Genomic DNA, 13,370 nt, shown 5'->3' with positions numbered 1-13,370 from the left:
TACTCAGAGGGGTGGCTGCGTGAAGCACAAATCGCTCGACCGATTATAGGAACGACCGTTTTTGTCGCAGCATGACCATATTCGAGGCGCATGAACCTTAAGCGCTTTCTCTCGCAGATCCCCGGTCCCCCTTCCTCCAAGCGTAGCTCCTTCGTGAGGTCGTCCGATGCGGCAGCCTTCGCCCAAGCATGGTGCACTGCCGTTGGCCAGTTGAATGGCGCGCAGCTGCGTGACCACGGTAAGCAGCTGTTCGACATATGGTTCGACTACATCTGCGGGCCGGAGCCTGTTGAGGAAGAGATTGCAACCTGGCACGACCTTGCTCCGTCCGGCTACGGGATGCTGCTGGGCGAACTGGTAGCGCGGTATCAGCCTAAGCAGCGAACGGCAGCTACACCTTTCGATCGTCGTATCGCTTGGCTTGCCGAGACGTTCGAACTCGATGTGAGAGAGCAGACAATTATCTACGCACTTGCTCGGTGCGCCATTCACGATGCCTGGCGAAAGCTGTTACATGCCTTGCCGGGCGAGGGAGCAAGGCCAACCGCGCTGAGGATTGCCTATCTGACTGGACTTCTCGCGGGCGAAATCGAAGATCGGCTTGGCGCTGGCGAGCGATTGTCACGGTGCGGGCTTATCGACAACGACAGGGACGGCGAGTTCGTAGGCACTCAGCTGTTGGAGCGCATCGCCAGGTCGAACTCGCCTCCATCACGGCTTGCGCGGCAACTGATGGCTGCGACGACGCCCGGCGACTTCGCGCTCGTCGCGCGGCGGGCGCAGCTCCTCGGCGAGACTGATCCCGCCCTAGTGGCCCGATGGCTGATCGATGAAGTTGAGGCTCGAGCAGGTCCTTCACGGACTATCGGCTTCGCTGCGTGATTTTCACGACGCGCAAGACATCTTGTTGATCTAGCGCAAGGTCTGCAACACCTACAGAGATCTCGATCAGGAACGGGGCGAGAAAACAACCATGGCACGCAATGCGAAGCTCGACCGTCTGCTGACGCTGGTCAAGGCGCTGGGAGAGAGCGCCGAAGGGCTGACCCTCGACGAGATGGCCGAGGTGATTGGCGCCAACCGCCGCACGGCTGAGCGGCTGCGCGATCTGATCCTTGTCCATTTCGATCTCGAGGAGAGCATCGACGATCGACAGAAGCGTTTCCGCATCCCCGGCGCACTACCTTCGCCGTTCACCCAGCCCAACGTGGCCGAGATCGCCGCGCTGCAATCGCTTGCAGAAACCGCAAGGCGGGCAGGCTCCGCGCAGGCCCCGCTGCTCGAAAGCCTCGCCGGCAAGGTGCAGGCGAGCCTCCGGCGCGAGGTCAAGAGCCGCATGGCCCCCGATCTCGAACCGCTCGTCAGGCTCCAGCGCCACCATGTCCCTGCCGGCCCGATGATCGAGCATGCCCCCGAAACCGTTGCCCAGATCCAGGGGGCGATGATGGCGGGAATGTGCGTTGAGTTCGATTACCTCGCCGATGGCGCGGCCGAGGCGAAGTGGCGCCGGGTCATCCCGCTCGGCCTGATCCATGGGGCGGCGAGCTATCTGGTCGGGCAGATCCCCGGACGCGATCTCGAACCCGTGCCTTACCGGCTCGATCGAATGACTGAGACGCGGGTCAGCAACCAGCCGGGCGTTCCGGGTGACGACTGGGACCTCGATGCATGGATGGGGGAAAGCTTCGGGATCTGGCGCGAGCAAGGGCACGAGATCGTCTTGCGGGTTGCCAGCGCAAGCGCAGAACGTGCCCGCCGATGGCGATTTCACCCGCATCAGCAGATCGAGGAGGATGGTAACGAGGTCGTGGTGCGCTTCCGCTCTGGCGGCCTGCGCGAGATCGCCGAGCATCTGTTCACTTGGGGAGGTGAGGTGCGGATTGAGGCGCCGGAGGAGCTGCGCGCTGTGATGCATGATCAATTGCGTTCGGCATCGCAAACCCTGAGCAGCGTGACTGGTAAAGGTCCTTCGGGATAAACCTGAGCTACGACCATTTCGGGGTCGTTTCCAGATTGGCAGCTTTCGGTCCCGGAACGCCAGAAACCGCCGCCAACCCGCAAGTGGCGCTTTCCTACTTGTCTTGTCCGTGACAGTCTCCCCGGAAGTTCTTTCCCATCGTGATGCGCGCGGCCGGAGGGTCGCAATCGGCACAAAGGCATGCCGTTCCCCTGTCCGTCCGCTTGGTGCGGAGCGGGCCAACGGATTGAATATATTTGTCAAAATCTCGCCCCGCAAAGCGGACAAGGTGTCCGCTTTGTCCGCTTTGCAGAGCTGGTGCGCGCCTATTTGAGCTTGCGGCTCGCCTCCGCCGCCTTCACCACCGCTGCATCCCACGTCACGCGGGTCTGGGTCTGGGGGTTGAAGCGGTTGTCCTCGAACTTCGCGGCCCTGGCGGCAGCGATTTCGGCTTTGGTCAGGTCAGCGCCGGGCTTGAGCGCGAAGACGTCGATCCCGCGGGTGATCTCGGTGCCGTAGAGGTGGCCCTTGTACCAGTAGACCGACCAGTAGCCGCCCAGCACCATCTGCTTGGCATCGATCGGCCCGCGGTCGAAATAGGCGATCTCCTTCGGGTTGGCGCTGTCGGTGAAGTCCATCACCGAAAGGCCGCCCTGATACCACGCCTGCGCGAACAGGTCGCGGCCCGGGACGGGGATGATCGAGCCATTGTGCGCGACGCAGTTCTCCTTGTCGCTCTGCGGCGCGGGCATCTTGTAGTGGGCACGGAACTTCAGCTTGCCGTCAACGATGTCGTAGATCGCGTTGGCGCCCCAGGTCTTGGGGTCGGAGGCCTTGCAGCGCGGCCGCCCGCCGCCGCCCCATTCGTCGGTGAAGATCACCTTGGTGCCGTCATTGTTGAAGGTCGCCGAGTGCCAGTAGGCAAAGCCGGTGTCGGTGACGACGTCGAGGCGCCTGGGGTTCAGGGGATCGGCGATGTCGAAGATGATGCCATTGCCCGAGCAGGCCCCCGCGGCGATCTTCAGCGCGGGGAAGACGGTGATGTCGTGGCACTGGTCGGTGCGCGCGGTGTTCTGCGTGTCGTCGCCGTGATCGCCGCCCTTCCACAGGCCGGCGATCTCGCCCGTTGTCTCGTCGGCGAAGACGCGCGGGGACTTGACGATGCGGGCCTTGGAGGGGTCGGCGACCGGGATCTCGATCACGTCGATCGAGAACAGCGCGGTGCGGGTGTCGCCCGGGGTGCTGCCGATGCAGCCGGCGAGCTCCTTCTCGTCGCGGATACCCGCGGTGCCAGAGTTGTAGACGATGATGCGGTTGGGATCGGCGCTGACGATGGAATGCGTGTGGCTGCCCCGGCAGGTCTGCACCGCGCCGACCTGACGCGGGGCGGCAAGGTCGGAGATGTCGAAGATCCGGAGGCCGCGGAAGCGCTCCTCGTTGATCTTGCCCGGCGCGCCCTCGAGCCCGCAGTCGATCCGCCCGCGGGTCTGCTCGACGCTCATGACGAGAAGGTTGCCGACCACCGAGACGTCGCCCTGCCCGCCGGGGCACACGACCGAGCTCTTGAGGGTGGGGATGCCGTCCGCGCCCAGCTTGTAGATGTTGAACCCGTGGTAGGAGCCCGCCACCATGACATCGCCGAAGAAGGCCATGTCGGTGTTGGCGAAATCGAGCAGCGGGGAGCGCTCGGCGAATTCGGTGAGGTCTTCCTCCTGACGCTTGGCAGGATCGGCCGCAGGGCTTTCGGTCGCTGCCGGAGCCGGGGTGGCGGCGGCGACGGCCGGAGCGGCTGCAGCCTCGGGGGCCATCGCATCAGCTTCGGCCTTGGCCGGTTCGGCTGCCCCCTCCTTCTTCTCCTTGCCCTTCTTGGGCGGCACCGGCGGGCGCAGGTCGGCGGGGTTCTCGGGATTGAAGAAGCCCGCGGGCTTGGCCAGCGTCGCGACCTTGGTCAGGCCCATGATCGCCTCGCCGGCATTGTCGAAGCCCGCCGCCAGCCCGACGCGCGGATCGGCCGAAAGCCCGGCGAGCACCTTGTCCATCTTGCCGATCTCGGCCTTCTGCTCGCTCTCGACGTCGCCCACGAACTGGAACAGCACCGGATCGGCGGCGGTGCCGTCCTCGTCGAGCAGTTCCTCCACCATGTCGATCGCGCCTTCGTGGTGGGCGATCATCAGGGTCAGGAACTGCTTGTCGAAATCGGTGCCCTTGGCCGCGGCCAGGGCCTTCAGCGCCTCGGGGCTCGCCATGCCCTTCATCATGTGGTGCAGGTGCTCGCCGTGGCCCTTCATCATCGGATCCTCGAGCGGTTCGCCGCGCTCCTTGAGCCAGGTTTGCATGAAGGCGATCTCGTCGGCCTGGCTCGCCTCGATCCGGCCGGCGATGGTCTGGAGCTCTTCGGTGTTGGTGCGCTCCTTGACCAGCTTGGCCATGTCGACCGCCTGCTGGTGGTGGACGATCATGTTCTGCATGAAGGCCACGTCGGCCGGGGTGTAGCTCGCCTGCGCGAGCTTGGTCGCTTCCTCGGCCGAGAGCGCCTTGGAGGCCTGCCCGGGCGCGCCGGGCTTCACGATCGGGACAGCCTGCGCGAAGGCAAGACCCGAAGCGGAGAGCAGCAGGGCGGCAAGGCCGGCGCGCGCGGCGCGGCGGGTGGCGGTGTCGGTCATCTCGAAAAGTCCCCTTGGATCTGGTTGACCTGCAGACTGCCCTTTGGCCGCAGGCAGTCAAGACCATGGGGAGGGCGCAAAGACCGGATTCGACGAAACCGCGATCACAGTCGAGCAACAGCTTGATGACTCCGGCTTACCGCGCCAACCGATCCCATCGCGCCGGGCGCACCGTTCGCCGCACGCGCCAGGGCGAGGGCTTGCCGCGGCGAATCGCGCACGGCTAAGTGCATCGTTAAGCCCGCCGAAACCCTGTCGGAGTAGACTTGCCCCCATGGCACGCCCCCGTTTTCTCGCCGCTCTGACCGGCCTCCTGGCCTCCTTCGCGGCGCTCGCCACCCCGGCTGCGGCGAACAGCCAGGACGAGCTGCAGGCCACCTTCGACAGCACCTTCGGCACCCAGGCGCGCAATCCGCAGAGCTTCGATGCGGTCTACGCCTCGACCTTCGAGCAGCGCATCGCCGAACTCGCCAACCCGGCGCTCGGCCGCATCGGCGTTGCTGCGGTGGACCTTGCCACGGGCGAGGAAGTCATGGTGCTGGGCGACCAACTCTTCCCGATGGCCTCGACCAGCAAGATCGCGATCGCGGCGACCTATCTCGAGATGGTCGAGCAGGGGCGCTACACGCTCACCAGCGAATTCCCGCTGCTGCTGCCGGTGCGCTCGGCGAGGTTCTCCTCGGCCAAGGCGCCGGTCCGGCCCGGGCAGTACATGCCGGCGATCGACCTCATCGAGATCATGATCACCCGCTCGTCCAACCCCGCGACCGACGCGCTGCTGGCAGCCGTCGGGGGCCCGCAGGCGGTCAACAGCTGGATGGCGCGCAAGGGGCTCGCGCCCTTCTCGCTCAACCGCGACATCGCCACGCTGGTGCGCGACGATGGCGAGTTCAATCCCGCCAACCATATCGACAGCCGCGACGCCGCCACCCCGCGCGCCATGGTGCGGCTGCTCGCCGGGCTCTATCGCGGCGAATATCTCTCGGATCAGAGCCGCCAGGTGATCCTGGGGGCGATGAGCCGCACCGTCACCGGCAAGCGCCGCATCCCCGCCAACATGCCGCTCGAGGCGCGGGTTAGCCACAAGACCGGCTCGCTCAGCAACACCTCGAGCGACATCGGCCTGATCGAATGCCCCGATGGCCGGGTGATCGCGGTCGCGATCTACGTCACCGGGCAGGGCACCAAGCTCGCCCGCGAGGAGCGCATCGCCGCGATCGCGCGCGCGCTTTATGATGGCTTTGCGGTGAAGGCCCAGCAGGACCCCACCCGCAACTGGGCGAGCGCGCCCTACGCCACCGGGGGCTGAGCCCTCAACCGGCCGGACAGCAAAAAGGGCGGCGCCTCGCGGCGGCCGCCCTTCACATTTGTTCGAGCCGGAGCCCGGCGGCGCTTACTCGGCGCCGGCTTCCTCGGCCTGGTCGACCACGCTCAGCGCGTCGTCGCCCACTTCCTCGGTGGTCTTCTCGGCCTGATCGGCGGCTTCGGCGGCGGCCTGCTGGGTTTCTTCGGGCGTTTCGACCGCAGCGCTTTCGATCGCGGCACCTTCATCGGCGCTGGCTTCGGCCTGCTCGTCCATCGCCTCGACCGTTTCGTCGGTCTCGGTCTCTGTGTTGCCGCCGCAAGCCGAAAGGCCGAGCGCGGCGGTGGCGATGGCGGCGGCGAGGATGATCTTGCGCATGGCGTGTGGTCCTTTGTCCTGCGAATGGCACGCGCCCCCTCCTGAGACGCGCCGACCGGTGTTCTGGTGATCCGGTTCGAGAGCGAATCTAGGACGCGCGGGCCTCGCTTACAAGGCACTTTCGCCGCAATCCTGCCACATTCTCCCGCCGCGTTCCGCCGCAAGCCGCGGCGCGCCGAGCCCCCTACCCGCAGGCTTCCGCGCCTGCTAGCAGGCAGCCATGGCCGAAAAGCAGCACCTCTATCTCGTCGACGGGTCGTCCTACATCTTCCGGGCCTATCACCGCCTGCCCCCGCTGACGAACCCCGAGGGGACTCCGGTGGGCGCGGTCTATGGCTACACCACGATGCTGTGGAAGCTGGCCGCCGATCTCGACGCGGCTGACGGCCCGACGCATCTGGCGGTGATCCTCGATGCCGGATCGGTGAGCTTCCGCAACGAAATCTACGAACACTACAAGGCCAACCGCCCCGAACCGCCCGAGGACCTGCGCCCGCAATTCCCGCTGATCCGCGACGCCACCCGCGCCTTCAGCCTGCCCTGCATCGAGGTCGAGGGGCTGGAGGCCGACGATCTCATCGCCACCTATGCCCGCCGCGCGCAGGAGCGGGGATGGGATGTCACCATCGTTTCCTCCGACAAGGACCTGATGCAGCTGATCGGGGAACGGGACGGCGCGCGGATCGACATGCTCGACACGATGAAGAACCAGCGCATCTGGCTCGCGGAAGTCGAGGAGAAGTTCGGTGTCGGCCCCGAGCTGGTCGGCGACGTGCTCGCGCTGATGGGCGATTCGGTCGACAATGTGCCGGGCATTTTCGGAATTGGCCCCAAGACGGCCTCCAAGCTGATTGCGGAACACGGCTCCTTGACCGCTGCGCTGGACAGCGCCCCTTCGATGAAGCCCTCCAAGCTGCGCGACCGCCTGATCGAAGGGCGCGGCGATGCCGAGCTGTCGAAGATCCTTGTGACGCTGAAGGAGGATTGCGACCTCCCCCAGCCGCTCGAGGAGATGGTGCTCGGCCCCGTCCCGCCCGCGCCGCTCGCCGCCTTCCTGACGCAGCACGGTTTCACCTCGCTGCTGCGGCGGCTGGATGCGGGGGCGGGCAGCCCTTCGCCCTCGGTGCAGCTGAACCCCGCCAAGCCGACCACCGCCAGCGCCGCCGCACCGGCTCCGGGCGAGGGCAACCGCCAGCCGCTCCCCGACATGCCGCCGGTCGATCACGCCGCCTACGAGACGGTGCAGACGCTCGAACGCCTCACCGCATGGGTAACCCGCGCCCGTGCCGCGCAGGCCGTGGCGGTCGATACCGAGACCACCTCATTGGATGCGATGCGCGCCGATCTGGTCGGGGTGAGCCTCGCCCTCGGCCCGAACGATGCCTGTTACATCCCGCTCGGCCACGGCGGCTCGGACATGTTCGCACAGAAACCCGAGCAGGTGCCTATGGCCGAGGCGATCGCCGCGCTGAAGCCGCTGCTCGAGGACGAGAGCGTCCTCAAGATCTTCCACAACGGCAAGTATGATCTCAACATCCTCGCCCGCGCCGGCATCGCCGTCGCCCCCATCGACGACACGATGGTGATCAGCTTCAACCTCGACGCCGGGCGCGGCGAGGAAGGGATCGGCGGCGGGCACGGCATGGACGAACTGTGCCAGCGCCATCTCGATCACACCGCGATCGCCTTCAAGGACCTGTGCGGCACCGGCAAGAAGGCGATCGGCTTCAACGAGGTGCCGCTCGACCGCGCCACCCACTACGCCGCCGAAGATGCCGACATCACCTGGCGGCTTCACGCGATGCTCAAGCCCCGGTTGTCGGTCGAGGGCGGCAGCCGCGTCTACGAGCGCGTCGACCGCCCGCTGATCCCGGTGGTCGCCGGGATGGAGCGCGAGGGCATCAAGGTCGACCGGGCGCGGCTGGCGAAGCTGTCGGAAGAATTCTCGCACGAGATCGCCCGGCTCGAGGGCGAGATCCACGCTGTCGCCGGGCAGGAATTCACTGTCGGCAGCCCCAAGCAGCTCGGAGAGATCCTGTTCGACAAGCTCGGCTACAAGGGCGGGAAGAAGGGCAAGACCGGGCAATATTCGACCGACGTCTCGGTGCTGGAAAAGCTCGCCGCCGAGGGCGCGCCGATTGCGCGGCTGGTGCTGGAATGGCGGCAACTGGCGAAGCTCAAGTCGACCTATACCGACGCGCTTCAGGCCGCGATCAATCCCGAGACCGGGCGAGTGCACACCAGCTACAGCCTCGTCGGCGCGCAGACCGGGCGGCTGTCCTCGACCGACCCGAATCTTCAGAACATCCCGATCCGCACCGCCATCGGCCGCCAGATCCGCGAGGCCTTCGTGCCGGAGGAGGGCAATGTCCTGCTCGCGGCGGACTATTCGCAGATCGAATTGCGGCTCGCGGCGCACATGGCCGATGTCGCCAGCCTCAAGGAGGCCTTCGCGAACGGCGAGGACATCCACGCCCGCACCGCGCGCGAGATGTTCGGCGAGGTCACCCGCGACACCCGCGGCCGGGCAAAAACCATCAACTTCGCAATACTTTACGGGATTTCGCGCTGGGGCCTCGCGGCGCGTCTGGAGGTGCCGCCCGAGGAAGCCCAGGCGATGATCGACACCTATTTCCAGCGCTTCCCGGGCATCCAGCGCTATATCCACGAAACGCTCGAGAGCGTGCGCAGCCGCGGCTATTCCGAGACGCTGTTCGGCCGCAAGACGTGGTTCCCACGGATCAACTCGAAGAACCAGGCCGAGCGGCAAGGCAGCGAGCGCGCCGCGATCAACGCCCCGATCCAGGGCACCAGCGCCGACATCATCAAGCGCGCGATGGCGCGGATGCTTCCGGCGCTGGCGGAGGCGGGTCTCCATGACGTGCGGATGCTGCTGCAGGTGCACGACGAATTGGTGTTCGAGCTTCCCGAGGCGCGGGTGGAAGCGGCGACGCCGATCATCCGGCAGGTGATGGCCGAAGCCGCGCTTCCTGCGGTGGAACTGTCGGTGCCGCTGGGGGTCGAGATCGGGACGGGGCTCAGCTGGGACGCGGCGCACTAGGCGGACAAAGCGGACACCGTGTCCGCTTTGCCTGTTCCCACCAAGAAGATGAAAAGAAGCAATAATTTCGCCCAACCTTCGAGCGGACGGACATGGGGAGCAGGGCTTGTTTGCGGTGAGGCCGCCTCCATCCGGCTTTGAGGCGCCTTGCAGAAGGCAGGCAAGATCAACGATGCGAAAGAGCGGGCCACCCCTGCCTACGCCGCATGCGCCGTGTAGGAAAGCGGCCTCCCGCCCGGCTCAATCGTGCTTCTTCTCCCGCGTCGGGGTCAGCATGTCGGGGGAGAGGAAGCCGATCGGCTGCACCGCCGCCGCGCGCTTCTTCAGCTCACCGCGCATCTGCTGGTATTCGCTCTCCATCTCGGGCGTGACCGTGGCACGCGAATCCTTCAATGCGGCGGCGAAATCGGAGGCTGCGACCGTGCTGACATCGCCCCCCACGCGGCGCAGCGCGGCAAGGCCGGCGCGGCGCACGAGGTCTTCGAGGTCGGCGCCGGTGAAACGCTCGGTCTCGGCCGCGAGGCTCGCCAGATCGACGTCCTCGGCGAGCGGCATCTTGGCGGTGTGGATGCCGAGGATGTGCTGCCGCCCCGCCTCGTCGGGGGTTCCGACATAGACCAGTTCGTCAAAGCGGCCCGGACGCAGCAGCGCGGGGTCGACCAGTGTCGGGCGGTTGGTCGCGCCGATCACCACCACCGATTGCAGTTCCTCGAGCCCGTCCATCTCGGCGAGGATGGTGTTGACCACGCGGCCCGTGACCTGCGGCTCGCCCTGTCCCGAACCGCGTGCGGGCACGAGGCTGTCGATCTCGTCGATGAACACCACGCAGGGCGCCACCGCACGGGCGCGGGCGAAGAGCCTGGCGATCTGCTGCTCGCTCTCCCCGTACCACTTCGAGAGCAGGTCGGATGACTTCATCGAGATGAAATTCGCCTCGGCCTCCTTGGCGACGGCCTTGGCGAGCAGCGTCTTGCCGGTGCCCGGCGGGCCATAGAGCAGGAAACCCTTGGCCGGACGGATGCCGAGGCGGCGGAAGGCCTCGGGGTTTTTCAGAGGAAGCTCGATCCCCTCCTTCAGCTTGTCGACCGATTCGCCCGCGCCGCCGATGTCGTCCCAGCCCACGTTCGGAACCTGCACCATCACCTCGCGCATCGCGCTCGGCTGGACGCGCTTCAGCGCGGCGAGGAAATCGTCGCGGCTGACGCACAGGTCCTCGAGCACCTCGGGCGGGATCGTGCGCTCGTCGAGATCGAGGCGCGGCATGATCCGGCGCACCGCCTCGATCGCGGCCTCGCGGGCGAGCGCGGCGATGTCCGCGCCGACAAAGCCGTGGGTGACGCGCGCGAGCTCGTCGAGGTCGACCGCGCTCTCGAGCGGCATCCCGCGGGTGTGGATGGCGAGGATCTCGCGCCGCCCGCGCTGGTCGGGCACGCCGATCACGATCTCGCGGTCGAAGCGGCCCGGACGGCGCAGCGCCTCGTCGATCGCGTCGGGCCGGTTGGTGGCGGCGATCACGACGAGATTGGCGCGCTTCTCCAGCCCGTCCATCAGGGTCAGCAGCTGGGCGACGAGCCGCTTCTCGGCCTCGCCGGGCACCTGGGTCCGCTTGGGGGCGATCGAATCGATCTCGTCGATGAAGATGATCGCGGGGCTGGCGCGGGTCGCCTCCTCGAAGACTTCCCTCAGGCGCTTTTCGGATTCGCCATAGCCCGAGCCCATGATCTCGGGGCCGTTGATGGTGAAGAATTCCGCGTCGCTCTCGTTGGCGACCGCCTGCGCGAGGCGGGTCTTGCCGGTGCCCGGCGGGCCGTGCAGCAGCACGCCCTTGGGCGGCTCGACCCCGAGACGGATGAACAGCTCGGGGTAGCGCAGGGGCAGTTCGACCATCTCGCGCAGCGCGCGGATGGTCTCCTCCATCCCGCCGACATCGTCATAGTTGACCACGGCGCGGCCATCGCGCGGGTCCTCGAATTCGGCGCGCAGCTCGACCTCGGTGTTCTCGTCGATGTGGACGAGGCCCTTGGGGCTGGTCGAGGCGACGGTGAGGCGGATCTGGGTCAGGGCATAGGCCGGCGCGCGCAGCAGCTGGCGCACGTCGGCGGGCATGTTCTGCACCGGCTGCTGGCCGGTGGTGGCGACGAGATCGCCCGCCACGAGGGGCCTGCGGAAGAAGTTGCGCTTCAGCGCCTGGGTCGGCCCCTGGAGGCGCATCTCGCGCTGGGCGGGGGCGAAGACCACGCGGGTGGCGGGGCGCGATTCGCCGCGGGCGATCTCGACATGCTCGCCCGATCCCCCTTGCGCATTGGCGCGCTGGAGGCCGTCCAAACGCACCACGTCGAGCGCGTCGTCCTCGGGATAGGCGGCCATGGCGATCGCGGCGGTGACGCGCTTGCCGCGGATCTCGACCACGTCGCCTTCGGTGATTCCGAGCTTCTGGAAGGCGGAACGCGGCATCCGGGCGATCCCGGCACCCGATTCCTCCTGCCGCGCGGGCGCGACCTGGAGCCGGACGGTGCGGGCGGGTGCGGCGGTTTCGGCGTCGGCCATGGGCGTTCCTGTTCGAGCGGATGTGGCGACCAAGCTAGGAACGGGGGCAGATGAATGCAATCTGCGAAGGGCTGTGCAGAGCCCGGAACGCGATGGCACCGTCGTCAAAGGAAAAGGGCCCGGCCTTCACGCCTGCCGGCGGCGGGCAAGAAAAAAGCCCGGCAACGAGTGCCGGGCTTGAAAAGTTTGGGAGAGGATGCCTGAAAGGCAGCTTCCAAATGCCGTATATGAAGCGATTGTGCAAGTGCGAAAGATGCGTATGAGATTGCAAAATACGCAACTCGAGCGGGTTCTGGTGCAGATTTGTGCGCAAACTTGCAAATTTCTGCCTAAAATGGCGGCAACCGCCCAAAACCTGAGCAGAAAACCGCTTCGTGATCGTTTTGCGACGCAACATGAAAGCCGATTCGACTTCGACTCGCGCAAGGCGTGACAGCGCCTCCCGAACGCTATAATCATCGGGCTGATCCCGCCATCAGGGAACACCCTTGCGCGACACCACGAGAGGCAGTCCGTTCCGATGACCAAGCTCTACCCCGACGCCGCCAGCGCGCTCGCCGGCGTGCTGCGCGATGACATGCTGATCGCCGCCGGGGGCTTCGGCCTTTGCGGCCTGCCCGAGCGGCTGCTCGACGCGATTCGCGACGGCGGCGTCACCGGCCTCACCTTCGCCAGCAACAATGCCGGGATCGACAACGAAGGCATCGGCAAGCTGCTGCGCACCCGCCAGGTCAGGAAGATGATCTCCTCCTATGTCGGCGAAAACAAGGAGTTCGAGCGGCAGTATCTGGCGGGCGAGCTCGAGGTCGAATTTTGCCCGCAGGGCACGCTCGCCGAGCGGATGCGGGCAGGGGGCGCAGGGATCCCCGGCTTCTACACCCGCACCGGGGTCGGCACCGAAGTCGCCAAGGGCAAGGAGCACAAGGACTTCCCCGATCGCGACGGGGTGATGCAGACCTACATCCTCGAGCACGGAATCTTCGCCGACCTTGCCATCGTCAAGGCGTGGAAGGCCGACGAGACCGGAAACCTCGTGTTCCGCAAGACCGCGCGCAACTTCAACCTTCCGGCCGCAACCTGCGGGAAGATCTGCGTCGCCGAGGTCGAGGAGGTGGTGCCCGCGGGCGCGCTCGATCCCGACCAGATCCATCTGGCCGGCGTGTTCGTCAACCGCATCGTGCTCGGCGCGCCCTACGACAAGAAGATCGAGTTCCGGACCGTGCGGGAGAGGGAGGCGGCGTGATGGACAGGAGGCTTGCGGCGCTGCTCGCTTTGACGGCGGGCACGGCGCTTTCGGGCTGCGTGGCGGCGGTGATCCCGGCGATCGCGGGATCGACAATGGTCGGCTCGCGGGTCTTGAAGGACGACCAGCCGGCCGATCCGGCTGCGACCCCGACGCCGACGCCTGCGCCGACCCCGGTGGCGGCCGCGGAGCCCGCACCCACCCCCGCGCCCTCGCCC

General features: G+C 66.8%; 10 protein-coding genes. 7 read left to right on the top strand and 3 right to left on the bottom strand.

Annotation, left to right across the window (positions count from 1 at the left end):
* The first annotated feature begins 90 nt into the window (after positions 1-90).
* Both AX692_RS01135 and AX692_RS01130 read left to right on the top strand, forming a co-directional pair.
* Positions 91-882 (top strand): hypothetical protein, encoded by a 792-nt coding sequence (locus AX692_RS01135; protein WP_073973228.1) that lies wholly within the window; start codon positions 91-93, stop codon positions 880-882.
* 91 nt (positions 883-973) lie between these two features.
* On the top strand, positions 974-1,978 hold the full coding sequence (locus AX692_RS01130; RefSeq protein ID WP_073973227.1) for a helix-turn-helix transcriptional regulator: 1,005 nt from the start codon (positions 974-976) through the stop codon (positions 1,976-1,978).
* A 305-nt stretch (positions 1,979-2,283) separates the two neighbouring features.
* Here the strand turns inward: AX692_RS01130 and AX692_RS01125 are convergent, their stop codons facing one another.
* Positions 2,284-4,620 carry a DUF305 domain-containing protein gene (locus AX692_RS01125; protein ID WP_073974115.1) on the bottom strand — a complete coding sequence of 779 codons (2,337 nt, stop codon included), beginning with the start codon at positions 4,618-4,620 and terminating at the stop codon, positions 2,284-2,286.
* 274 nt (positions 4,621-4,894) lie between these two features.
* On the opposite strand from AX692_RS01125, the gene AX692_RS01120 reads away from it, so the two are divergent.
* Positions 4,895-5,929, top strand: coding sequence for a serine hydrolase (locus AX692_RS01120; protein WP_073974114.1), 1,035 nt, complete (start codon positions 4,895-4,897; stop codon positions 5,927-5,929).
* 84 nt (positions 5,930-6,013) lie between these two features.
* Here the strand turns inward: AX692_RS01120 and AX692_RS01115 are convergent, their stop codons facing one another.
* Positions 6,014-6,301 (bottom strand): hypothetical protein, encoded by a 288-nt coding sequence (locus AX692_RS01115; protein WP_073974113.1) that lies wholly within the window; start codon positions 6,299-6,301, stop codon positions 6,014-6,016.
* A 220-nt stretch (positions 6,302-6,521) separates the two neighbouring features.
* Between AX692_RS01115 and polA the strand changes: the two genes are divergently transcribed.
* On the top strand, positions 6,522-9,362 hold the full coding sequence (gene polA, locus AX692_RS01110) for a DNA polymerase I (RefSeq protein WP_073977537.1): 2,841 nt from the start codon (positions 6,522-6,524) through the stop codon (positions 9,360-9,362).
* 240 nt (positions 9,363-9,602) lie between these two features.
* Here the strand turns inward: polA and AX692_RS01105 are convergent, their stop codons facing one another.
* Complete coding sequence (locus AX692_RS01105; protein WP_073976972.1) at positions 9,603-11,909, bottom strand: CDC48 family AAA ATPase; 2,307 nt, start codon at positions 11,907-11,909, stop codon at positions 9,603-9,605.
* 196 nt (positions 11,910-12,105) lie between these two features.
* Between AX692_RS01105 and AX692_RS19420 the strand changes: the two genes are divergently transcribed.
* The 3 genes from AX692_RS19420 to AX692_RS01095 all read left to right on the top strand — a co-directional run.
* A complete protein-coding gene (locus AX692_RS19420; RefSeq protein WP_155645027.1) occupies positions 12,106-12,342 on the top strand; it encodes a hypothetical protein in 237 nt (78 codons plus the stop codon).
* A gap of 87 nt (positions 12,343-12,429) precedes the next feature.
* Positions 12,430-13,152: a CoA transferase subunit A gene (locus AX692_RS01100; RefSeq protein WP_073973077.1), complete on the top strand. Its 723-nt coding sequence runs from the start codon at positions 12,430-12,432 to the stop codon at positions 13,150-13,152.
* Positions 13,152-13,370: hypothetical protein (locus AX692_RS01095; protein WP_196490241.1), on the top strand; the 219-nt coding region annotated here is incomplete at its 3' end. The genes AX692_RS01100 and AX692_RS01095, both read left to right, overlap by 1 nt.

The organism is Erythrobacter donghaensis (assembly GCF_001557325.1).
In the GTDB taxonomy this organism is placed as follows: domain Bacteria; phylum Pseudomonadota; class Alphaproteobacteria; order Sphingomonadales; family Sphingomonadaceae; genus Erythrobacter; species Erythrobacter donghaensis_B.
Note: the sequence above shows the minus strand (reverse complement) of the source record. Positions and strands in the feature narration are given on the sequence as shown.

Coding starts and splice junctions, on each gene's coding strand:
- AX692_RS01135 (WP_073973228.1), top strand. CDS start 91: ATGAACCTTAAGCGCTTTCTCTCGCAGATCCCCGGTCCCCCTTCCTCC.
- AX692_RS01130 (WP_073973227.1), top strand. CDS start 974: ATGGCACGCAATGCGAAGCTCGACCGTCTGCTGACGCTGGTCAAGGCG.
- AX692_RS01125 (WP_073974115.1), bottom strand. CDS start 4,620: ATGACCGACACCGCCACCCGCCGCGCCGCGCGCGCCGGCCTTGCCGCC.
- AX692_RS01120 (WP_073974114.1), top strand. CDS start 4,895: ATGGCACGCCCCCGTTTTCTCGCCGCTCTGACCGGCCTCCTGGCCTCC.
- AX692_RS01115 (WP_073974113.1), bottom strand. CDS start 6,301: ATGCGCAAGATCATCCTCGCCGCCGCCATCGCCACCGCCGCGCTCGGC.
- polA (WP_073977537.1), top strand. CDS start 6,522: ATGGCCGAAAAGCAGCACCTCTATCTCGTCGACGGGTCGTCCTACATC.
- AX692_RS01105 (WP_073976972.1), bottom strand. CDS start 11,909: ATGGCCGACGCCGAAACCGCCGCACCCGCCCGCACCGTCCGGCTCCAG.
- AX692_RS19420 (WP_155645027.1), top strand. CDS start 12,106: ATGCCTGAAAGGCAGCTTCCAAATGCCGTATATGAAGCGATTGTGCAA.
- AX692_RS01100 (WP_073973077.1), top strand. CDS start 12,430: ATGACCAAGCTCTACCCCGACGCCGCCAGCGCGCTCGCCGGCGTGCTG.